The organism is Bacteroidota bacterium, from assembly GCA_016718825.1.
In the GTDB taxonomy this organism is placed as follows: domain Bacteria; phylum Bacteroidota; class Bacteroidia; order J057; family JADKCL01; genus JADKCL01.
Genome location: JADKCL010000038.1, coordinates 14,335 through 34,382 on the forward strand (window position 1 = coordinate 14,335; position 20,048 = coordinate 34,382).

A 20,048-nucleotide genomic window follows, 5' to 3' on the forward strand; every position below is an offset into this window, starting at 1 on the left:
ATGGGTGTTTTTACTTGAGAAGCGAATTGGCCGAAAATGGTGGTTGGCAAAATTCAAAAAAGGAAAATCGAAGCAAAGCGTTGGATATCCATTGGAATGAGAAAAACGGATCGGAATGCTCAAAGCAGCTCCATCAGAAGGGATTTCGCAAGTACTTCCTTCCCGTCAGCCATTCGGTATCAACGATTCGCGGTCCGATTATTCCTCGCCGCATTCCCGCCCCAGCAAAACCAACGATCTATCCCGGCATTCCCTGTTTTGATCACGGCCAATTTTCCGTCGGTACAGGGCGCATAGAAGTTTCCTTGAGCGGCGATGGGTTGTTGGCGGTGCGTTTCTCCCGTTGCGTAGGTATGGGTGATGCGTCCCGATTGCGGATCAAATTCTCGAATGTTGCCATCCATGCAGGCGACATAGATTTTACCGTCCACGGTCATCGGGGGGGCCATTTGACTGCCGCCATCGTCGGTCAGGGACGTAGGATATTGCCATTCCCAGACTTGGAGCAAGGTTTTGGCATCAAGGCAGCGCAGGACATGCCCTTGGGCGACATAGATTTTTCCGTTGAATTCCAGTGGACGCGAACCTTCAAAGCTTTGTTGTGCCATGATGGAGGCTGTACCCACAAGTTGGACCGCTCCGATTTTTTCACTTGTGCTTAAAGGCGAGGCGATGTAGCCCGTATTGAGGCTCAAGTTGTTGGCGTTCGAAGCGAATTTGCTCCTTCGCATGGCTCCGGCGTCGATATAGGGCGCCACCTGATAGGGCGTAGCCTTCAACATTTTGAGGGTCGCCGCGTCAAAAAGGGCGATGCGCTCATGGGCGACGCCGTTGCTACTGTCGCGCTGACTCATGCAGACTTGCCCTCCGACCACAATGGGTGCACAAGTCGCGAAAAGAGGTTTCTCCGCGATCACATTGCCATTGTCGACATCGAGCACGTAGCTATGTCCAGAGAAGGTATTGAAATAGAGCCGATTCCCTTCAGCCACTGCTGCCGAAATGACTTCGCCGCGGATCCATTGCTGCCAAAGGATTTCTCCCGTCCTGAGGTCCAAACATGCCATCGAAAAGGGTTTGCCCGCGGCAAATTGCGGAACAAGTGTCTGACCGTTGTAGTCTTGGTAGCTCATGTACACGCGACCATTGGCGATGCAGGGCGCTGAGAGCACGTAGCTCGCAAGCCATTTGCTCCAGAGCAATTTCCCGGTTTTGGCCGCAATCGCATAGATCGTGCAGCTTTCCGTGGCGCAAACCACCACGTCATCGTCGCTTTCGATATTGGAAATGCCGCCTTCTTTCAAGTTGATCGACCAGATAGGTTCGCCAGTTGATGCCTTGACAGCTGCCAAATGCGACGAACCCCAACTTGCACCTGCGACAATCATACCATCTACAAAGCAAGGACTCATCATCGGTCCGAGGTTGTAAGGCTTCAATGCAAATCCGTATTCGGTGGAGACAATGTCAAACGGATGCGCGACTTCACCCACCTCCATCGTTTGAAATTCCAGTTTGTGGCCCTTAGGATCGCGGTATTTGAGCTGTTCGGCATTGTTGCGCTTCACATAGGCATCATGCGCAGCTTCATCGGCGAGCCTTTTTGCACGTGCATCAAGGATCGCCTGCTTGCCCGCGTACCCATAACGCACGCGCACATTGTACGAGCCCCCGTGCCCAGGAAATTGGAAATGGTCGAATTCGGCGAGAAAGGTGACGCTCATGGTATAATTCTCACCGATGGGGACCTTCATGAGCAGCTTCCCATTGGCATCGGTGCTGTCCACATAGGTTTTTTTGCTGCCATCGGCCGTGAGGGTGATCACTTCGTGGACAAGTGGTTGATGGTCAAGGCCGATGAATTCCATGCTGATCGAAGCAAGCCCCTCGGCAGGCGGCATCATGTTGAATTGTGGTGCGCCGACAACAGTAGGTTTGCCATTCAGCCATCCATTGTAAAAAATGGTATGTTTCGTGATGGTACTCGGCTTGTTGGGCACGGTCAATTGGTTATAATTCAGCGAATCCCCCACGGAAATCCAATAAGTCTGGTTGATCGGCAGGAGGCATTCCCAGATACCGTTTTTGTCGGTTTTGCCAGATTGCAAGACAGCTTTGTCGATGGATTGTACGACGAGCGTTGCTTTTGCAAGCGGACCCTTCCCGAAGTCCTTGAGCTGGAAAATCACCAGGGATTTCGTGGCTGTCGGCACAAGATTTTTGCCCGTCTGGGAAAAAGCGATTTGGGCGAGAAAAAGGATGGGAAGGAAGAGCAAGCACAGCTTTTTCATTGCATTTTCGGGGTTGGACGACACCTAAACGCGCCAATGCAAATGGGGAACAGGGGGATGTCGGAAACACCCGTTTGTCAGCCCAAGCCAGAATGCTGGGATGGGCTGACAAACGGCTTTTTGTTTCAAAATTGTAAGACGGCAGTGCTGTTTGTCAGCCCACGTCAGAAGCGCTGGGATGGGCTGACAAACGGCTACCGGGTTCAAAATGCCGGGTCAGCGGCGCTGTTTGTCAGCCCAAGCCAGAACGTGGGGATGGGCTGACAAACGGCTACTGGGTTCCCTTTCTTTTGTCATTCGCCAAGGATTTCATACCTTTCAGCATGCCCCGACCCACCTGGATCCTCCAAAAGAACCTCACCAATGAGAAGGTGTTTGCCACGATCAAAGCGACCTTGGAGGCAGACAATTTGCCATATCAAGAAGTGCTGCTGATTCCATTTTCCGATGAAGCACCAGAGGTTTCTCGACCATTCGAAGGGTTGGTCTTTTATGGTTCGACGACCTTGATTCTCAATGCCTGGAAAAATCCCGACCTGCAGCAAGGTGTCTTCTTTGATCCCATGCGTTTTTCCATGGAAAATTACCTTCGACAATGGGGCGCATCCATGCTTAACAACGACAGTCGCGCGACCACATTTGCAGAATTGGCCTCTGAAAAGCATCCCACCGCCACCCAATTTTTCATTCGCCCCGATGCAGATTCTAAAGCCTTTTCAGGTCAGGTAATGACATTTCAAGCAATCCAAACCTTCGCCTCTCAGCTTCAGGATGCCGAAAATCCCCATTTGGACCGGCAAACGCCGATCGTCATCAGCCGCCCAAAAAAGATCGATAAGGAATGGCGCAGCTTTGTCGTGGACGGAAAAATCATCGACACCACCCGGTACGTTCTCCAAGGCGAACTTGACATCGACGCAAAAGACGTTCCGCCGGCATTGCTGGAATTTGTGCAGCAAGCAATTGATCGGTACGAACCGCATGCCGTTTTCGTCATCGACACTGCCTTGAGCCAAGGGCAATTGGGCATTCTAGAATGCAATTGCTTCAACGGGACGGGGTTTTATGGGCATGATATCCCGAAGATTGTACGGGCGGTGAATGGTTGGGTACAAAAGCAGGCTTAGCAATTAAATTTCGTTAATTTTCCATCAAAATCAGCCCTCCAATGCCCACGCTCCAAGAAACATTCGGCAACATCGACATCTACCTTTTTGACCAGATTCAGAAGGGGCGGTTTGCGCAGACCAAAACCGTGCTCGACATGGGTTGCGGCGGCGGGCGGAATTTGGTGTATTTCCTCCATCAAGGTTTGCAGGTTTTTGGGATCGATCCTCAGAAAGAGGCGATTGCGGTCGTGCAGGAGCTTTGTCGCACGCTCGCACCCGCGAATCCCGAGGACAATTTCCGCGTCGGCAACATCGAGGAAAACCCATTCGAAGGGCAACAATTTGACTTGGTGATCTGTAACGCAGTGCTGCATTTTGCGCGTGATCAGGCCCATTTTGACCAGATGCTCAAGGCCGTTTGGGCGGCAGTCGCACCGGGCGGATTCCTTTTTGTTCGTTTGGCTTCCAACATCGGCATTGAAGGGAAAGTTCAACCTATTGGCAACGGCCGTTACCTGCTTCCGGATGGCTCCGAACGCTTTTTGGTCGATGAAGCCATGTTGCTCAGCTACCAAACAGAACTCGGGATGAAGCAATTGGAACTCATCAAAACGACCAACGTGCAGGGGCTGCGGTGCATGACGACTTGGTGTACCGGTAAATCATAAAATCGAAATTATGACCCAATTAAAAGACCACATCCGCCGCATGCTCCTCGAATTCATCCACGAAATTGAAGCCGCAAAGTGGCAAGGCAAAGAACGTGAACTCGTTTCTCATTTTGCCTTCTCCAAACTTGTGAAAAATGTCGGATGCTGTCCTGAATTCCAGGATGTTGCGCAGATTGCCATCGAAGTGCGCGTCAAACAGGTCAAGGGGCGCAGCAAAGAAAATGTCTGCAAAGACATGATGATTTGGCCTAAGCCGGGTCAGACTTTTATGAACAAAGGTGCGGTTCCCTGCTGCATCATTGAGTGGAAACACCGCCTCAAAGAGCCTTATCCCTACGACGTCGAATGGCTCCGCGATTACACGCGGGTGCATCCCGACTGCTTCGGCATCGCCCTCACCGTGGAAAACGAAGCCCGTTACCGGCTCCGCGCCACCTTGATCGAAAACGGTGAAGTCTCCGACCAACATTGGATCTAAACTAGCCCAGAGATTCCAGATTCTCCCGCACAGCAGCCAGGAAAACTTCCTTGATCGGTTGTTGAAGTTGTTTGGATTTGGCCCAGAGCCGCATTTCCATCAATCCGATGACGTGTGGGCCGCTTCCTTGTCCGGATGCCAAGGCATCCAACGATTCCAGAAGGCGATCCACTGCAAGCTGCTCATTCTCTGAAACATCCTTTCGCAGCGCTGCCTGCAAATACGAGAACACGGCAAGCTCAAAGGCGACTTCCCTCGAATTCTGACGGAACCGGCGTTTGCCCGCGCGGGTCAGGTATTCGTTGAGTTGATCGTCTCCCAATTCGAATTGGATGACCGCCTGCAAGACCAAGGCAAAGTCGCGAATATCCTGCCGGATGCTGCGTTCGGGGAGGTTGAGGATGCGTTGCACATGGCGATTGGCCGCTTTGAAATTGCCGCTGAGGAACTCCGCGACCGCGAAATTGTTGAAAAAGGGCAATTGCTGTGTCGGAGAGGCCACCGTCGTTTTGAGATTGAGCCAAAGCATGATTTCCTCGATCAGTTTCGGAATTTGATCCAAAAATCCGCGGTTGAGCGAGAGGGTAAATTGATGGTGAAACAATAGGCGCTGAAAGTCATTGGCGATCGAGGCGGGTAGCTGCTTGAAATCCGGCATCAGCGCGAGCCGCTGTTCAAGGACATTGCTTTTTCGTGCGTCGAGGAAACAGGCGCTCTGATACTGCCGGCAGATGCTCATCAGTACTTGCGCCTGATCGATTTGCCAATCAGGTTGCTGCCGCCATTCCTTCAATAGTTCTCCGTAGACCTTGACGGCTTCCGCGGGTCGTCCATCGAGCAGGTGGCCAATGCCAAGAATATTCGCAGCAAGCCCCTTTTCAACGTACCCGCCAGTTCGACGCCAATTCCGCGATGGTCGGACTCCCCCGCCATTTCCCGAATCTCGAGCAGCAGTTCCAGGTTGCGCGGCAGCGAAATTTGACTTGCACGCACGCGCAACAATTCGTGACGATGCCGGAGTTCCTGCAACCGGAGCAGCTTTGCGGTCATTTCCCGTTCCTCCATGCGATGCGCTTTGATGGCAGCATTGCCTGCCGATGCCGGGAGAAGGCGGCGTTCGGCCTCCAGGCATTGCAGCCCAAAATGGTACCTGCTTGTGGTGAGCGCCAATTTCTTGGCACGTTTGAGGCGGCGCGCGGCTGCCGGGTAAAGCTTCTTTTCGGTAAGAATCTCGACGGCCGTCAGGGCAGTGCGCAATTGTCCGTCAACGGTGTCTTCCTGATGCAGTAACTGCAACCCGTCCAAAATCAAGTCTTTAAGCCGAACGGACAAGGTCGGGAGGTTGGCCACAAGCCGTGGATCTGACGGCGGATTTTCTGAGTCATCCTTTCCATCTAGCCAATCAAAAAGATCGAGAATCTGCGTTTCGCGGTTCCTTGCGCGAGCATTCCCCAACATTTTTACGGTTCGTTTTTCCCCGATTTCCAGCGATTTCACCAATTCTTTCAATTCCTTGACCTCTTGCATTGCCTTTTCACTGTATTTTATGCGAGGCTAAAAATGGCTTAAAATTTGATTTTATGACAAATAAATTTGAATGTCACTGTATAGATCAGAATGCAGTTTGGTTTGGTGAGCCGTCGGGGCTCCCGTAAAATTGTGTTATCGTTGAAGCTTCAACTACTTTATCAGGGATAAAATGATTCGAATATCAAGGAGCGTTGGACATCAACGTCACGTGGCTCAACAACACTGCTACCGCCTTCTACCTTGGGTGGCCCGGTGTCGAATCCGTTCTTTTGGAGCCCTCTGAGCCGTCAGGGCAGTATGAAGTCCAAGTGCAGGACTTGGAATTGCCACTGAGCAAGGATGGCGTGGCGGCAATTCGGTTGAAGTGGACGCAAGTAGGATCGTCGTATACCATCGCCCAGGATTACGGAGATGGTTGGACACCGATTGCGGGCACTTTTCCCACGACGAAGAAAAACTATACGATTGACTTCGTCCTCAATGAAGATGGCATCCTGATCGTAGGCACCATCGACATCGAGATCGAGTTGCCCAGCTAAGCGGATTGTCGCTTTTGCAGCTGAATCGAACGCCCCTTTTCGGGGGTGCTGGAAGAGCATTGACCAGATTTTCGCATCGAAGGATGCCTACAAGAGATGAATTAAGACGCATAGACATAATACTTTACCAACGCAGTTTTTTGCAACCGTGAATCACGCGAAGTGGTGATTCCTGAACCAAATGGAAATGTTCGCCGAAGGCCGTCCTGCAAAGGATGGCTTTTTGCATTGGAAGTGATTGGGGATTTGGAAGATCGGATCGGATGCGACGCGAAAGTCTTGAACTGCTCAGAAAAAGTGTTCGAAGCCAAACTTCCGTCAAGCCAAACCAAAATTTCGCTTTTGAACTTTGGCAATTGTCGTTGCATTCTTGATAGCTTGCCGGATGTGCTGAAAGTCTTCATTATTAAGCTGTCCAGCTACGATTTGAGGCGTATCAGAAACTGATTTCATCAATTCAATGGTGCTTTTTTCGAAGATCTGTGTACAATCGACAAAGGAGTCGTGGTCGAGGAAATCATAGTCTCTCGCCATGATGGGTATATGCCAAGCCCTGACCGTTGCACTACGAAAAATCTGTGGGTTGATTTGACTGTTGATGAGCACCACACCCAAAACGACTTTGTATTTTGAAGTTCCCAAAACAACGAAGAGTTTGATTTTTGGTGGATTGGTTTCGCGAAAATGCATTCGAATGATGGAACCGGGCTCCAAGGATCGGCTTGCGTATTCGCTTCGAAATTCCTCCGAAAAAAAGTCTCCTAAAGCCATTTCAACGCATTCTCAGCCTCGTTGATTTCGCGAATGTAGTGTAGCATTTCTTCGGAGGCATTTGCTTCCTGGGCAATGTCCAGCAATTCCATTTCATTGTTCATGGACGCCCGATTCCAAGCATAATCATGTGATTTTTCCGACAGCTGCCCAAAAGTCAGGGATCTATTTTCTGCAATGGAGTGTTGCAAGCATTCAATTTCAGATGCAGAGAGAAAGTCTTCGTCGGCCGCGCTTTTGGGAATCACGACCCATCGATCTACCGTCATGCGGCTTTTGGCATCCGCAAGAAGACTTGTGCCAAACGCGTCCGGACGGAATGCCTTGAGAAAGTCGTAGGTATTGGATGGAACCGGCCCATCTTTCATGGCAAAGTATTGATCTCCAAGGATTGTGCGTCCGTACAATGCCAAGTGCTCACGGTCTGCAAAATAAAAAATCTTGAATATCCTGTGAAAATCAGCTTTCTCCAGCAAGTTCGCTACCAGCAATACAGCATTCAATACCTTTTCTTGTTGCCACATAAGCTAATTTAATTCGTCACAAAGCTATTCAATTTAGCCATGAATTGCAAGGTTTTTCTGGCCAATAACTGTTCCGTGTAGGTTCCCTGTCGATTTCTTTTTGTCTTCAAACCTCAATCCCGCTCCACCGCCTTCGCCACCCGCTCGCAGCGCTCCCACATCACTGCGAATCCCTCTGCTGACCGATGCAAAGCTTCCACTTCCGCTTTTCCACCCAGATTGGCGACGTCGCGCAGGTAATCGGGTATCAGTCCGTAATGGGCGACCCCCTCGGTGTTGTAGTCCCAACAACGGTCGCCCGTGCAACAGCGGTCGAAGTCAAAGCCATACACAACCTTTGAGGCGGGTACCACCTTGCCATCCACCGTGTCTACCCTTGGAAATGGCAGCATCATCATGCCGTTTACATCGGTCCCGATCGCGCAGGATTGCCGGCCGGTGAGCGGCATCATCGCCTTTAGATTCCGCAGGAAAGTTACCGCATCCGGGCCCCATCCGAGGCCGATCATGCCTTCTAAAGCCAAGATCCTGCGAACTTGGGCGTAGGTGCGGCCGTTTTCGTTGCGGGTGCCGGGAGCGTTCATCGTCCGCAGGCCGTTGTGCCCCGAGTTGAGCGGGTAGCCGCCGGGGATGGATTCGGCAATGGCAAGCGTCTGGTTCACTGCCTTTTGTGACATATGGTCCACATCGATCAGCATACCCAATGCCATCATCGTCTTGATCGCGGATTCGCCCAAGGGCGTAAGTCCGAGGGCATTCACCTGCGGGGTAGGGGTCTGGGATTCGCTCTGCGGACAAAGGCTCAGGTTTTTGCCGATCTTGAGTTTCAAAACATCCAACATAAACTGGCTGAGCGCGGGATGGAATTGATAATCAATGCTGTCTGTGGGTTGCGCAGGTTCGAGTTGCCAGCAATGACCTGATTCCCGGAAGTTGCTGATATTGAAAAAATCTACCGAAGCCGCGGTTCCTCCGAATGGATTGTCGATGACGTGCACGGGGAAAACATAACGTACGCCGCTGTCATACAGCATCATCAGTTCCTTGGCGACGCGCATCTCCAGCGGAGGATAGCCGCTTGTTTGCGGTTTGTTGAAATTGCCGATGTTGTCGATTTCGACCCCCAATACGATGGCCAATTTGCCGGCCAACACAATGTGCCGGAGGTCTTTGCTCGAATAGGCGACCTCCATCCAATCGCTGTGGCGATCCACCATTTTCTTGATTTCTTCGATTTGCAGTTCGGCCGAGGCTTTGTCATCGGTCGGCAGGTCGCCTGGACCCGCCATGGAAGCGGCCACCGTTTCGCTGTTCACGGCAAGAGCCACCATCACATTCAAGCCATTGTTGTGCGCCCGCTGAATCCAATCGATCCACATGGCCTGATGGGAAATGTCGCGGCAAGAAGGCCACTGCGCAAAATTTGTATTTGCGCCACCAATTTCCTTGCCGTGCACACTTATCGCATGGTTGTTGGCTTCCAACGTGCCGATCAAATTCTTGCGGATGATGTCGCCGCAGGGATTGGTGAAATGGTTGTAGCCGCCATGCGTAGCATTGCAGTGGGAGAGGGCATGTTCCATCGAGGTCGCGGTCACAATGGACTTACATTCGCCATCGGTTGGAATCAGGCATCCCACATCAGGTGCGCCATGCAGGAATTTCCCCGAATAGGCCAAATGCGCCATCGGGTGGGCGTGCATGTCCACGAGGCCCGTAAGCTGTTGTGCATTTGCATTCGCGGTAATGATAAAGAAAAGCAACCCGCAGATTTGGAATCGCATTCGGATTCTTGATCGACGGCGATCTACCATTTCGACGATTGGGGACGGAAGGGAGGCAACTTTCGCGTTCAATTCTGACTTAGTTTTCTCAAAATTAATAGATTCCAAGTGGATTGGAGTTGTTTCTCTGGCTGAAATTCATTTGTTTGGATCTTCTCCGTTAGAAAAGGAATCATTCATGAAATCGTCCTCCATCTTGTTCTTGATCGTCTTGATCTCGTTGGGAATCAGCGGAAAAAAGCTCGACTACGCGAAATTCAAAGCAACGCAGGACTATACCGTTCCGCTATTTGAAGATGCTTTTGACAAAAAGGTGGCCTTGTTCATTTTTCCGCATGCAGATGACGAAATCGTTTGCGCGGGAACCATTGCCACGCTGAAGCAGATGGGTTGGGAAGTGAACCTTCTCACGCTGAATCAAGGTCTGTATTCTGCGAAAGCCATTCGAAAAAAGGAATGGGAAAATGCAGTTGCGGCACTTGAGCTGGATCATGCCGAGATTTTGGACTTTCCCAACAACACTTGGGAAAATGTGATGCGCGACAGCATCGTCTTTTGGTACGATCACCAAGACAGTGTTGCCACTATTTTTGAAAAGGCCATTCAGCAATACAAACCCTCCGTTTTGTTTACCTATGACATGGAATTGGGTGCCTACGGGCATCCCGAACATCGGATTTCGGCAGAGATTGCCCACAAGGTGTTTCAAAAGCACAAGGGTGACCCGAATTTTCCGGTGCAACGCATTTTTCAAATCACCTTGCCGGAAGCGATGGAGCAACTGATGCTTTCTGATTCGGAGTCGTACCACAATGCCATTCAACGCACTGGAAACAAGACCTTGCCGGAACCGACCGTTGCCTTTGACATTTCCCGATTTTGGCCCATGAAGCGGAATGCGGCTGCGAAGTATGCCTCTCAGGAGGGGAGCATGAAGAAATTTTACCTGCTGCCTGCCGTGAAGGATACTGCGGTTCATTACAAGACGTTTGACCGCGAATATTACCACGAAGTCTCGCGCTAAGGCATTTTTTCAAGCCTTGAAGCCAAATCTGATTTCCAAACAGCCGTAAAGTGGAAAATCTTGGAATGATAGTAAAACTATTTTATGTAATGGCTCGTAATTCAGCTATCGAAGTATCATTTAATCACTAGAATTATGAGAAAGTTTTCCAAAGCAAGTGCAATGATGTTGAAGTTTACCGTGGTGGCTTTTCTTGCGATCGGACTGCTGGAAAGTTGTGCTATCGTGCGACCGGGCGAGGTTGGCGTGAAGACTACCTTGGGCAAGCTCAAAGGACAGGGTCTATGAACCGGGCGTCGTCGGATTCAACCCATTTGTTACCAAGGTCTTACGGATGCCGACACGCACCGTCAACCGCGAGGTGAAGCTGAATTTGCCCTCCAAGGAAGGTTTGAATGTGAGCGCGGAGATTTCAATTCTCTACCACATTACCCCCGAAATGGCCCCCAAGGTGATCGCCGAGGTAGGCAGGAATTATGAAGAGGTCCTGATTTTGAGCGTGTTCCGCTCTGCATCGGCCGACGTTTGCTCGAGGTTCATGGCCAAGGAATTGCACTCCGGTCAGCGCTCGGTGATCGAAGGTCAAATCCAGGCCCACATGGACAGCCTGCTTTCCCACCGTGGATTTGCCATCGAGTCGGTTCTGCTCAAGAGCATCAGCCTGCCTCCCGGATTGTATGCCGCCATCGAAAACAAGCTCGAAGCCGAGCAAGTCGTCAAACGCATGGAATTTGAGTTGCAGCAGGAGCAGGTGGAAGCCGAACGAATCCGCATCGAAGCCACAGGTGTGCGCGATGCGCAAAAAATTCTTTCAGAGGGACTTACGCCGGCCATCATTCAATGGCGGAGCCTCGAGGTATTGCAACAACTTTCGTCATCACCCAATTCCAAGCTGATCATCACGGATGGCAAGGCACCGGTTTTGATCAACGGCGAATAAGTCGGTTCGGGTAAATAAGCCCGTTTGAAACATAGGCTTTTCATCATTTCAGGCTCTTCCGAATGCGGCAAGGGCCTGATTTTGTTTTTCTTGCATGCGTTAAAAATTCAAAATTCAATCACATTTGAGCGAGAAGGCCATTCGTTGGAATCCCAAAATCGCGCATATTTGAAGCTCCATAGCTTGGTATGGTACAAGGCCGAGCATGGGTCGTCATATTAATCAATTGAATCGAATTCCCTCAAAATCATGGACTTGGTCAAAATTCTTCATCAATATGAGGCGCATACCCAACGTTGGATCGCGGCATTGACAACCTATTCGGATGCTGAATTCGCAACCAAGCCCACAAATGAGGCTTGGTCCATCGGGCAGGTTTATGCCCATCTCGCAAGCGTGACAGACAAATGCCTTGAAAATGCCTTGCGCTGCGCAGAAAACAAGGGTGAGACCGGACATAGTGGATTTGGCCCCGCATTTTTCAGTTGGATGGGGGCATTCCCACCAATGAAAATGCACATCAAAAAAATTCCACCCGGTTTGGAATCGGTGTATTCACCCGCACAAGTGAAAAAAGCCGAGGCGGAAAAGCTGCTCCTTGATGCGCTTGAAAGGATGAAATCCAGCATTTCGACAGTCCAAAAGGCGGACCGCAACCAACGAATGGCCCATTGGGCAGGCGGATGGTTCAATGCGCAGCAATGGTTTCACAGCTGCGAAATGCATCTCAAACACCATTTCAGGCAAAAAAAGCGCATCGACAAGTCCCTGGGAAAATGACTTAGCTTTGTCCATCGAAAATCAAAAAGTCACCCGCCCCAACAACATGATTGCAGCTCAGTATTTCCGTTATGGTCCTCCAGAAGTTGTTGAAATCAAGGACATTCCGATTCCTGCAATCAAGCCCGACGATGTGCTGATCAAAGTCCATGCGACGACGGTCAACCGTACGGATTGCGGTTTTCGGAGCGCCGAATACTTCGTCTCGCGGTTTTGGAGCGGATTGCTGCGGCCACGATTAAAGACTTTGGGCTGTGAATTTGCTGGCGAAATCACCCAGGTGGGCAGCGCCGTGACAAACTATGAGGTCGGCGAATCCGTGTTTGGGTACAACGACAAAACCTTTGGTGCGCATGCCGAATATTTGGCAATGCCTGCCAACGGGGCCATGGCGACGATTCCTGCAGGAATGACTTTTGCCGAAGCGGCACCGCTTACCGAAGGTAGCCACTATGCGCTTTGCGACATCCACGCGGCAAAGATCGTGGCAGGCCAAAATGTCCTTGTTTATGGCGCGACGGGTGCCATCGGATCGGCTGCGGTGCAGTTGCTCAAGGCAATGGATGTGCGCGTGACGGCAGTTTGCGGCACAAAACACGTTGGCACAATTCAAGCGCTCGGGGCAGACGAAGTGATTGACTACCTTCAACAAGATTATTCGCAGACCACGCAACGCTTTGACCTTGTGTTTGACGCCGTGGGTAAAACCTCCTTCGGCAAATGCAAGCCCATCCTGAAACCCAATGGCCGCTATGTCTCCACCGAACTCGGAAAAAACGGCCAAAACATCTGGTTCGCACTGTTTGCGCCAATTTTGGGAAACAAAAAGGTGCTGTTTCCCATCCCGACCATCACGCCGGAAGACGTTGCATTTCTCAAGAAACTCGCTGAATCCGGAAAATTCAAGCCACTCATTGACCGTCACTATCCCTTGACAGCGATCGTAGAAGCGTATCGATTCGTCGAAACAGGGCAAAAAATCGGCAATGTGGTGATCACAGTCGCTTGATTGGTGTTCTCCGAATTTCCCGTAAATTCATTCTCGGATCAACCTCAATTCTGAAAAAATGCAAGAATCAGGAACTGTTAAAGAATACAACGAAGCCACAGGCGCAGGTAAAGTCACCCGTGAAAATGGCGAAGTGATGACCATTCTCAAGAAGCACTTCAAATCCGGTTTGCAGACCCTGCAAGTAGGCGACGCCATCACCTACAACGTCGTCATGGGCGCGATGGCCTTGACTGCCAAGAACATCGAGAAGGTTGGGTGAACCATTTTTTCCGCCAATTGAATTCGATTTTTGAATTTTTCTCGATTCGAAGCGCGATTGTTCTGCCTTCAATTTAGAATTTCATCCTCCAAGGGAATTCATCCAAAGCCCTTATCTCATTTCTTGGAGATTTTGTTCCACGGCTTCCAGAAAGACTGCTTTGAGGGATCGCTGAGCGTGTTTGGCTTTTGCCCAGAGCCGTATTTCCATCAAGCCCAAAACCGGCATGGCATCGATGGTGGCGGATGCAAGGCCTTCCAATGCAGCAATGAACTGTGCAGCAGCCTTTTGTTGGGCGCGTGGATTTTGTGCCGAGAGTGTCCGTTCGAGGTAATGAATGGTCTCCAATTCGAAGTCGATCTTGCGCGCGGATTTTTGAAAATGACGCTTGCAGGAGCGCAAGTGGTATTCCAGATTCTCCAGATCCCCCAGCTCAAAATGCAAAACGGCTTGCAGCAACATGGCAAACTCCCGGATGTCTGCCCTCACCTTCCGGTTGGGAAGTTGCTGAATGCGCGCCGCAGTGCGTTTTGCATGGACCAGCTCTCCGGTGATGAATTGCGCGATCAAAATATTGTGCAGAAAAGGAAGAATCCTTGCCTCCGTGAGAAACTCCTGATTTTGAGCAATCCAGCCTTCGATGTCGGCGATGATCGTGGGCAAATGGTCGAGTTGTCCGGTATTGAAGGCAAGCATGAAATGGTGATGGTGCAACATGCGCTGAAAGTCGCGCGCTACATCCGTTTGCAAGCCGTCAAAGTCTGGCATCAGACGCAGGATTCGCCGGACTTCCTCCAAGGGAAGCGGGGAAAACAAACAAATCGACTGGAAGCAATGGCAGATGAAGAACAGAAGGCTGCTTTGGTTGACTTTCCATTCGGGATTGCTTTGCCAGGCGACCAAGAGTTTTTCGTAGCTCGCCAAGGATTCCAAAGGTTTGCCTTCAAGCAGATGAACGATACCGAGGATGTTCACGGCAATTGCGTGCTCCAAGTAGTTGCCGTCCTCTGCATAGCGTTGCACGACAGGATTGGCAGCAAAGGATTTAAGGTTTTCTTCGTCCGTCGCGCCACGCGGCACCAATACCCGAGCTGCGGATGCTTGCATACGTGCATGCAGGTACTCCAATTCGAGCAAATCGGACTGTTTTTGAAGAATCTCCATTTCCTCCGCACGAATCTCCTGCAGGGTTCCTTCGCTCGCATTGCCTCCTGCGTTTGCAGCGATCTGTTGCTCTATCTTGAGACATTGAAGTGCAAAATTGTACCGCGAATGTTCCAAAGCGACCTTTTTTGCCCGGCGCAATTGCCTTGCCAAGGTAATTTTGAGGTCCTTTTGCTGCAGGATCGCGATTTCGTCGAGGGTCGTACGCAACAAGGCATCGACATTGGCTTCTTTCCCCAACAACCGCAGCCCATCGAGAATCAAGTCCTTGAGGCGATTGGAAACCGTCGCCAGGTTGTTGGTGAATTTGGCCTCGTTGGGAAGGGTTTCATCCGCCTCCGCCTGATTGAGCCAGTCAAAATAGGTGAGCATCTGACTCTCATTGGAGCCGGCCCTTGCCTTGCCGAGCAGTTTGACAAACCGCTTTTCTGCGATGCTGAGCGAACCCACCCATTTTTTCATTTCCTCAACAGCATCCATTTTTTGTTGGATCGTATTTTTCGAAACCGCGTTTTTGCTCAATAATAGCGCCAATGACGGCATTTTTCAAACTTCGGATTGTATATATGCAGCTAAAAGTTGGCTTTTGGTCCCCATTTTGGTTGAATATATTTGTATTGTTATCCTAAGTCAATCACTATAAAATCATTAAGTAAAATGTTTCACAATTCAGAATCTATCAAGGTTGCGTTTGTTCTGCAAGCGATCTCACCATTTCTTGGGGACTAAGCAGTTCGATGCAGGCCCATTTGCCAGCAGACAATGGCAAGGCTTTTCCATCACTTTGAACGCAGAGGAAAATTTATACTTTGATTTTTCCAGTTGTACCGGCAACCTCAACCTTCAATACAATGGTGAGGATGACCAATTGATCTTCTCCTTGGTTCAAGGCGAAGCAGGTGGTTGGTCGCAGGATAAGAATGTCTTTTCCGAGGGCAATTTTCATATCGGCTTTGCGCGACAAACCGAATCCGAAGGCATTGTGATCGTAGGGACGATTGACCTTGGAGGCGAAATTGCTTGATCGCCATGGGGTTTTGAGGGCTGCAAAGCGCCGTTTGATCGCTGAAGGCAATAATCTGCATTTCCTCTGAAGATCCATGCCCAAATCCGGCATTGTCGGACGGGCAGCGTATTGCCTCGAAAATAAAAGTGGAGCCCAGAACCCACTTAAAAAAACGGCCTGTCCCGGCAGGTTCACCGGGGGCGAATTCCGAAAAGCCTTACGAGTAGGAGCTGTTTTTTTTACCAACTAAATCTTATGTCCAATTCATCTTCTTCAGCTGTAGGCGCATGGAGCGCCTGGAATTTCAGCCTCGATGCCACCGCACAAGAGGTTTTTGCAAAAGCCACTGCCGGATTGGTAGGTGTCAAGTACACGGCTTTGGCTTATGCCTCACAAGTCGTTGCCGGCACCAATTATGCCTTCATCTGTGAAGCCCAATTGGTTTCCGCCAATCCGATTGCCTATCCCGTGGTGATGCATGTGAACCAGCCCTTGAGCGGCGCGCCGATCATCAACGGAATCCAGAAGCTCGGTCCAGCTGTCACCGGCAATGCAGGCGGATGGAGCTCATGGTCGTTTACCGTTTCAACCGAAGCGCAACAAGTGTTTGATGCTGCAGGTCAAGGTTTTGTCGGTGTCAACTACAAGCCGATCGCCTTCAATACCCAAGTCGTGGCAGGTACCAACTACTGCTACCTCTGCGAAGGAACCGTCGTCGTGGAAGGCGCACCCGTCATCGCTGCCTTGGTTTTCGTCAACCAGCCGCTTCCAGGTCAGGGCCATCCGCATCGCACGGAAATTCAGGCGATCCCAACCCACTGAAATCCCAGGGTTCAGGTATCTGATCCCATTTGATTCCAACTATCCAACTATTCGGCAGGCGCAGGATTTCCATCCTTGCGCCTGTTTCTTTTGTGGGGTGGTTTACGCGACCATTTCACAACTTTCGGAAGTGCAGGAATTGAGATGCCTTCAATAAAATTGTCGGCAAGACGATCAAAAGGGGATTACATGCGAATCATGTTGAAGCCGAATTTGAGATTCTGCCGAACAATTGTCAAATTCGAAGATGAACCAAGATCCAAACGATGCCCTTGCCGATGCTGAAGTTTTGATCCTAGGAGCAGGCCCCGGCGGCCTCACTGCTGCGTACCAACTCCTGAAACAAGGCGTGAAAGTCGTCTTGGTGGAAAAGGACCGCGAAACCGGCGGCTTGATGCGCGCGGTGAAACATGGAGACTTCACGGTTGATTTCGGATACAAGCACCTCTACAACCGCATTCCGGAAGTGCATGCACTTTGGTCCGAATTGTTGGGAAAGGACTTTTTGCAGTATCAGCCACGCACGGGGATTTTGTACAAAGGCCGCATCTTGGAGCGCGAACGAAGCTTCAAAGGCCTGCGTCGTGGAATGCCTTATCGCTTGTTGGTCAGTGCCTTGATAGATTGGGCCAAATACAGCATCCGCTACCGGAACCGGACGATTCACTCCTTGGAGGACTATACCTACGCTCGGCGGGCGCCAAATTCACCCGGATTTTCTCCCAAGAATTTGAGGAGCGGTTCAAGGGCGTGCTGTGGTCGGATTTGCCGGCTCCGCCCCTGATGGACAAAAAGCGGCCTTGGAAGCGGCTGATGACCGATGCCACCAAAAATCTGCAAAAGCAGGCGCAGTGGTTCCATCCGGCAAAGGGAACGGGGCAGATCGTGGATCGCTTAACGGAGGAGGTGCAACGAATGGGAGGCCGCATTCTCTTGAATACCAAAGTGAAACAACTTCTTTGCGCAACGAATGTCATCACCGAGGTGACGCTGGAGCAGGGGGGAAGAACTTTGGTTTGTCGGCCGAAAACCGTCGTTTCGAGCCTCACGGTCGAATTGGTTGCCCCGCTGATGGGAATCGCTTTCGAAGCGGCGCCGCAGGAACTGTCCTTTCAAAGAGGTGTAGTGATGGTGTATTTGTTCCTCGATCATTCGCCAAGCTTTCCGCATACAAGTCTCCATGTAACTTGTCCAAACACCACGATGGCGCGCATCACGAATTTCGGCGCGCTAGGCGGAGAGATGGTTCCGCCCGGAAAAGGCTGCCTTTGCATCGAATATTTCACCTCCGCAGCCAACTTTTTGATGCCGAAAACTGACGCTGATCTTCTGCAATACGTCCTCCAAGAATGCGAAAAAGCCAATTTGTTACGACGGGAACATTGCGTGGATTCCATGATTTTCAAGCTCCCCAGCGCCGATCCGGCTGCAAGTTGGGAAGACTACCGCAACGACCCGAGCCGCAAGGCGCTTTACGAGCAATTGGCGGAATTCAACAATTTTACCAGATCAACCGCACGGGCACTGACAAGTCCACTTTTTGCGGGACTGATGGCTGCCAAAGGCCATTGTGGCAGGCGACAAGTCGCTATTTGAGAATGCCACGCGACCGGATGTGAATGCGCCTTGGGAGGGGTGATCAAGTTGGGATTCGGCCCGATTCTACAACTGCCTGAAAGTCGTCCCCAAGGCAAGTGCGATAAAACCCACCATCAGGAGCAAAAAGTGATATTCTGTGAGGAATTCAATTTTTGCAAAATGGCCCAAAATGCCCAAAAGGCCAGCAACCAAGCCGATGATCCAAGTGATACTTTGAGGTGCTGACGGTGCGCGCATGAAGATGTATTATGTGATTCAAACCCTAGAATGAATTCTCCTAAGGCAAACAAAGGTTGCCGGGTTCCGTCAACGTTCAGTTGCATCCTGTCGGCGATTATTTACATGTTTGACAGGTGGCTTGCCTTGGTTCGGGGCTCACAGGAATGCAATGCAGAATGTACCGCTCTCATTCTCCCGCTCACACTGTTCCGCCGTGCCTTTCCTTCAAAACCTCCTCCACCTCGCTCAATTCCACCCCTTTAGCCGCCAGCAGCACCAAATAATGGTACATCAAATCCGCAGCCTCGCCGAGGAATAGCTCCCGGTTGTTATCCTTGGCTTCGATGACGAGTTCCACCGCTTCCTCGCCGACTTTTTGGGCGACTTTGTTGATGCCGCGGGCGAGGAGGGGGGCCGTGTAGGATTTCTCCGAAGGGTTGTCCTGCCATTGCATTCTCATTGGAGCCTGCCGTGTCAGGCTACAATTTCATGGCCCGCGTTTGTTGGAAGCGTAAGAATCGCTGAACATTTGTTCGTCGCTTCTTCTGGTAAACGCGTAATTTTCAGAACTATTCAAAATCAAATGAAAAACAAAGGAATATTAGTTTGGCTTTTGCTGAGCATCGTTCTTGTCGGTTGCGGGGACAAGTTTGATTACCGCAATCGTTATACAGGTGAATATATGGTTGTGGATAGTTTCGTGGCGACACTTTATCCGTCATTGTATCCGACATGGGTTGACACGAACTACTGCGAAATTTTCATGGGCGACGACGAACTTGTGTTGCTTTTTGAAGATCCATACTTCGGCCAAAAAGCAATGGTTCTGAACATTGACCGCGAAGGGAAGCTCTTGGAATCACTCGGTTACCCGGTAAGCGGAAGATTCCAAGACAAGGATCATTTTGAGATCAAAGAGGCTGGAGAAGCGACGTGGTACTTCCCGAATAGTCCTTTCCTTCTTTACCATACAGGGGTCCGAATTGATGAATAACGCCATGAAGAAATTACTGCACGAAATTGGCTTTCTACACGTAAGGCGTTGCTTTGCAATGTTCCCGCTGATCGTCCTGGTATTTTTATTCCAAGGATGTAAGAAGGATGAATTCTCCTCACAAGCGCCATGAGGGGATTGGCATTTCAAATTGGCTGAGTTCAATAATCCAATGGTAGATTCGGTCAATGCCGATTTGACAGAGGAATATGATGGTCATATTTTCGATGCCGATTCAAATTGGCTGTATTTTCACCTGAACCGGGACGATGAGGGAACTGCAAATCGATGAAACGGGGAAAATCATTGGCGGAGCACACCGATTTTACCAAGAAGTGCCGATCGGTGGTTTCGCTGACAGGAAACATTTTTCATACCGTGCCTATGCCCACGATCAGCAAGGTCGCCTTTATAAAATCATCGAAGTGATTGCTGAGACGCGCTAAAAAGTCAGCCTCCAAATGCAGGTCAGGCTACGCGAGTTCCAAGGAATTCTGATTTGAAGTTCCCATTTTCATCAATGGGAAGCCGC

22 protein-coding genes and 2 pseudogenes are annotated in these 20,048 nt (G+C 50.5%); 15 read left to right on the plus strand and 9 right to left on the minus strand.

The window, feature by feature from the left end:
- Positions 1-179: 179 nt before the first annotated feature.
- Positions 180-2,291, minus strand: a complete 2,112-nt coding sequence (locus IPN95_25640; protein ID MBK9452742.1) for a PQQ-binding-like beta-propeller repeat protein — start codon at positions 2,289-2,291, stop codon at positions 180-182.
- Positions 2,292-2,614: 323 nt separating this feature from the next.
- Here IPN95_25640 and IPN95_25645 point away from each other — a divergent pair, with 323 nt between their 5' ends.
- From IPN95_25645 to IPN95_25655, 3 genes are read left to right on the plus strand one after another with little or no spacing between them, the layout of a single operon-like run.
- A complete protein-coding gene (locus IPN95_25645; protein MBK9452743.1) occupies positions 2,615-3,418 on the plus strand; it encodes an ATP-grasp domain-containing protein in 804 nt (267 codons plus the stop codon).
- 41 nt (positions 3,419-3,459) lie between these two features.
- Positions 3,460-4,068, plus strand: coding sequence for a class I SAM-dependent methyltransferase (locus IPN95_25650; GenBank protein MBK9452744.1), 609 nt, complete (start codon positions 3,460-3,462; stop codon positions 4,066-4,068).
- Positions 4,069-4,078: 10 nt separating this feature from the next.
- Positions 4,079-4,549: a hypothetical protein gene (locus tag IPN95_25655; GenBank protein ID MBK9452745.1), complete on the plus strand. Its 471-nt coding sequence runs from the start codon at positions 4,079-4,081 to the stop codon at positions 4,547-4,549.
- Position 4,550: 1 nt separating this feature from the next.
- Here the strand turns inward: IPN95_25655 and IPN95_25660 are convergent, their stop codons facing one another.
- Together IPN95_25660 and IPN95_25665 are read right to left on the minus strand one after the other, a co-directional pair.
- Complete coding sequence (locus tag IPN95_25660; protein ID MBK9452746.1) at positions 4,551-5,342, minus strand: hypothetical protein; 792 nt, start codon at positions 5,340-5,342, stop codon at positions 4,551-4,553.
- Positions 5,339-6,076: a hypothetical protein gene (locus IPN95_25665; protein MBK9452747.1), complete on the minus strand. Its 738-nt coding sequence runs from the start codon at positions 6,074-6,076 to the stop codon at positions 5,339-5,341. The genes IPN95_25660 and IPN95_25665 overlap by 4 nt, the downstream gene beginning before the upstream one ends.
- Positions 6,077-6,270: 194 nt before the next feature.
- On the opposite strand from IPN95_25665, the gene IPN95_25670 reads away from it, so the two are divergent.
- Positions 6,271-6,618 (plus strand): hypothetical protein, encoded by a 348-nt coding sequence (locus tag IPN95_25670; protein MBK9452748.1) that lies wholly within the window; start codon positions 6,271-6,273, stop codon positions 6,616-6,618.
- A gap of 318 nt (positions 6,619-6,936) precedes the next feature.
- Here the strand turns inward: IPN95_25670 and IPN95_25675 are convergent, their stop codons facing one another.
- The 3 genes from IPN95_25675 to IPN95_25685 all read right to left on the minus strand — a co-directional run bounded on the left by IPN95_25675 (position 6,937) and on the right by IPN95_25685 (position 9,697).
- Positions 6,937-7,308 (minus strand): hypothetical protein, encoded by a 372-nt coding sequence (locus tag IPN95_25675; protein MBK9452749.1) that lies wholly within the window; start codon positions 7,306-7,308, stop codon positions 6,937-6,939.
- Positions 7,309-7,379: 71 nt separating this feature from the next.
- A complete protein-coding gene (locus IPN95_25680) occupies positions 7,380-7,913 on the minus strand; it encodes a SocA family protein (GenBank protein ID MBK9452750.1) in 534 nt (177 codons plus the stop codon).
- Positions 7,914-8,026: 113 nt separating this feature from the next.
- Positions 8,027-9,697 carry a membrane dipeptidase gene (locus IPN95_25685; GenBank protein ID MBK9452751.1) on the minus strand — a complete coding sequence of 557 codons (1,671 nt, stop codon included), beginning with the start codon at positions 9,695-9,697 and terminating at the stop codon, positions 8,027-8,029.
- 178 nt (positions 9,698-9,875) lie between these two features.
- Here IPN95_25685 and IPN95_25690 point away from each other — a divergent pair, with 178 nt between their 5' ends.
- From IPN95_25690 to IPN95_25710, 5 genes and pseudogenes are all read left to right on the plus strand, one after another.
- Entirely contained in the window at positions 9,876-10,721 is an 846-nt protein-coding gene (locus IPN95_25690; GenBank protein ID MBK9452752.1) for a PIG-L family deacetylase, read from the plus strand.
- Between the two features lie 162 nt (positions 10,722-10,883).
- Positions 10,884-11,661: pseudogene (locus IPN95_25695) on the plus strand (prohibitin family protein).
- A 249-nt stretch (positions 11,662-11,910) separates the two neighbouring features.
- The gene (locus IPN95_25700) at positions 11,911-12,441 is read left to right on the plus strand and encodes a DinB family protein (protein ID MBK9452753.1); all 531 of its coding nucleotides are present in this window, start codon (positions 11,911-11,913) and stop codon (positions 12,439-12,441) included.
- 46 nt (positions 12,442-12,487) lie between these two features.
- Positions 12,488-13,450, plus strand: coding sequence for an NAD(P)-dependent alcohol dehydrogenase (locus IPN95_25705; GenBank protein ID MBK9452754.1), 963 nt, complete (start codon positions 12,488-12,490; stop codon positions 13,448-13,450).
- A 58-nt stretch (positions 13,451-13,508) separates the two neighbouring features.
- Positions 13,509-13,712 carry a cold-shock protein gene (locus IPN95_25710; protein ID MBK9452755.1) on the plus strand — a complete coding sequence of 68 codons (204 nt, stop codon included), beginning with the start codon at positions 13,509-13,511 and terminating at the stop codon, positions 13,710-13,712.
- A gap of 111 nt (positions 13,713-13,823) precedes the next feature.
- Here IPN95_25710 and IPN95_25715 read toward each other — a convergent pair whose 3' ends face one another.
- Positions 13,824-15,356 (minus strand): hypothetical protein, encoded by a 1,533-nt coding sequence (locus IPN95_25715; GenBank protein ID MBK9452756.1) that lies wholly within the window; start codon positions 15,354-15,356, stop codon positions 13,824-13,826.
- 304 nt (positions 15,357-15,660) lie between these two features.
- On the opposite strand from IPN95_25715, the gene IPN95_25720 reads away from it, so the two are divergent.
- The 4 genes from IPN95_25720 (at position 15,661) to IPN95_25735 (ending at position 18,300) form a co-directional block, all read left to right on the plus strand.
- The gene (locus IPN95_25720; GenBank protein ID MBK9452757.1) at positions 15,661-15,900 is read left to right on the plus strand and encodes a hypothetical protein; all 240 of its coding nucleotides are present in this window, start codon (positions 15,661-15,663) and stop codon (positions 15,898-15,900) included.
- Between the two features lie 492 nt (positions 15,901-16,392).
- Complete coding sequence (locus IPN95_25725; protein ID MBK9452758.1) at positions 16,393-16,704, plus strand: hypothetical protein; 312 nt, start codon at positions 16,393-16,395, stop codon at positions 16,702-16,704.
- Positions 16,705-16,951: 247 nt separating this feature from the next.
- Positions 16,952-17,488, plus strand: coding sequence for an FAD-dependent oxidoreductase (locus IPN95_25730; GenBank protein ID MBK9452759.1), 537 nt, complete (start codon positions 16,952-16,954; stop codon positions 17,486-17,488).
- Positions 17,488-18,300 carry a hypothetical protein gene (locus IPN95_25735; protein MBK9452760.1) on the plus strand — a complete coding sequence of 271 codons (813 nt, stop codon included), beginning with the start codon at positions 17,488-17,490 and terminating at the stop codon, positions 18,298-18,300. The genes IPN95_25730 and IPN95_25735 overlap by 1 nt, the downstream gene beginning before the upstream one ends.
- A gap of 66 nt (positions 18,301-18,366) precedes the next feature.
- Here the strand turns inward: IPN95_25735 and IPN95_25740 are convergent, their stop codons facing one another.
- Positions 18,367-18,540, minus strand: a complete 174-nt coding sequence (locus IPN95_25740) for a hypothetical protein (protein ID MBK9452761.1) — start codon at positions 18,538-18,540, stop codon at positions 18,367-18,369.
- A gap of 181 nt (positions 18,541-18,721) precedes the next feature.
- Positions 18,722-18,967, minus strand: a pseudogene (hisE, locus tag IPN95_25745) (phosphoribosyl-ATP diphosphatase).
- A gap of 138 nt (positions 18,968-19,105) precedes the next feature.
- On the opposite strand from hisE, the gene IPN95_25750 reads away from it, so the two are divergent.
- The gene (locus tag IPN95_25750; GenBank protein MBK9452762.1) at positions 19,106-19,516 is read left to right on the plus strand and encodes a hypothetical protein; all 411 of its coding nucleotides are present in this window, start codon (positions 19,106-19,108) and stop codon (positions 19,514-19,516) included.
- A gap of 269 nt (positions 19,517-19,785) precedes the next feature.
- Positions 19,786-19,962, plus strand: coding sequence for a hypothetical protein (locus IPN95_25755; GenBank protein ID MBK9452763.1), 177 nt, complete (start codon positions 19,786-19,788; stop codon positions 19,960-19,962).
- Positions 19,963-20,048 lie beyond the last annotated feature (86 nt).

What these genes read in the sequence shown, in the direction of transcription:
- IPN95_25640 (MBK9452742.1), bottom strand. Translation starts at nt 2,291, where the DNA reads ATGAAAAAGCTGTGCTTGCTCTTCCTTCCCATCCTTTTTCTCGCCCAA.
- IPN95_25645 (MBK9452743.1), top strand. Translation starts at nt 2,615, where the DNA reads ATGCCCCGACCCACCTGGATCCTCCAAAAGAACCTCACCAATGAGAAG.
- IPN95_25650 (MBK9452744.1), top strand. Translation starts at nt 3,460, where the DNA reads ATGCCCACGCTCCAAGAAACATTCGGCAACATCGACATCTACCTTTTT.
- IPN95_25655 (MBK9452745.1), top strand. Translation starts at nt 4,079, where the DNA reads ATGACCCAATTAAAAGACCACATCCGCCGCATGCTCCTCGAATTCATC.
- IPN95_25665 (MBK9452747.1), bottom strand. Translation starts at nt 6,076, where the DNA reads ATGCAAGAGGTCAAGGAATTGAAAGAATTGGTGAAATCGCTGGAAATC.
- IPN95_25675 (MBK9452749.1), bottom strand. Translation starts at nt 7,308, where the DNA reads ATGCATTTTCGCGAAACCAATCCACCAAAAATCAAACTCTTCGTTGTT.
- IPN95_25680 (MBK9452750.1), bottom strand. Translation starts at nt 7,913, where the DNA reads ATGTGGCAACAAGAAAAGGTATTGAATGCTGTATTGCTGGTAGCGAAC.
- IPN95_25685 (MBK9452751.1), bottom strand. Translation starts at nt 9,697, where the DNA reads ATGCGATTCCAAATCTGCGGGTTGCTTTTCTTTATCATTACCGCGAAT.
- IPN95_25690 (MBK9452752.1), top strand. Translation starts at nt 9,876, where the DNA reads ATGAAATCGTCCTCCATCTTGTTCTTGATCGTCTTGATCTCGTTGGGA.
- IPN95_25700 (MBK9452753.1), top strand. Translation starts at nt 11,911, where the DNA reads ATGGACTTGGTCAAAATTCTTCATCAATATGAGGCGCATACCCAACGT.
- IPN95_25705 (MBK9452754.1), top strand. Translation starts at nt 12,488, where the DNA reads ATGATTGCAGCTCAGTATTTCCGTTATGGTCCTCCAGAAGTTGTTGAA.
- IPN95_25710 (MBK9452755.1), top strand. Translation starts at nt 13,509, where the DNA reads ATGCAAGAATCAGGAACTGTTAAAGAATACAACGAAGCCACAGGCGCA.
- IPN95_25715 (MBK9452756.1), bottom strand. Translation starts at nt 15,356, where the DNA reads ATGGATGCTGTTGAGGAAATGAAAAAATGGGTGGGTTCGCTCAGCATC.
- IPN95_25730 (MBK9452759.1), top strand. Translation starts at nt 16,952, where the DNA reads ATGAACCAAGATCCAAACGATGCCCTTGCCGATGCTGAAGTTTTGATC.
- IPN95_25735 (MBK9452760.1), top strand. Translation starts at nt 17,488, where the DNA reads ATGGACAAAAAGCGGCCTTGGAAGCGGCTGATGACCGATGCCACCAAA.
- IPN95_25740 (MBK9452761.1), bottom strand. Translation starts at nt 18,540, where the DNA reads ATGCGCGCACCGTCAGCACCTCAAAGTATCACTTGGATCATCGGCTTG.
- IPN95_25750 (MBK9452762.1), top strand. Translation starts at nt 19,106, where the DNA reads ATGAAAAACAAAGGAATATTAGTTTGGCTTTTGCTGAGCATCGTTCTT.
- IPN95_25755 (MBK9452763.1), top strand. Translation starts at nt 19,786, where the DNA reads ATGAGGGAACTGCAAATCGATGAAACGGGGAAAATCATTGGCGGAGCA.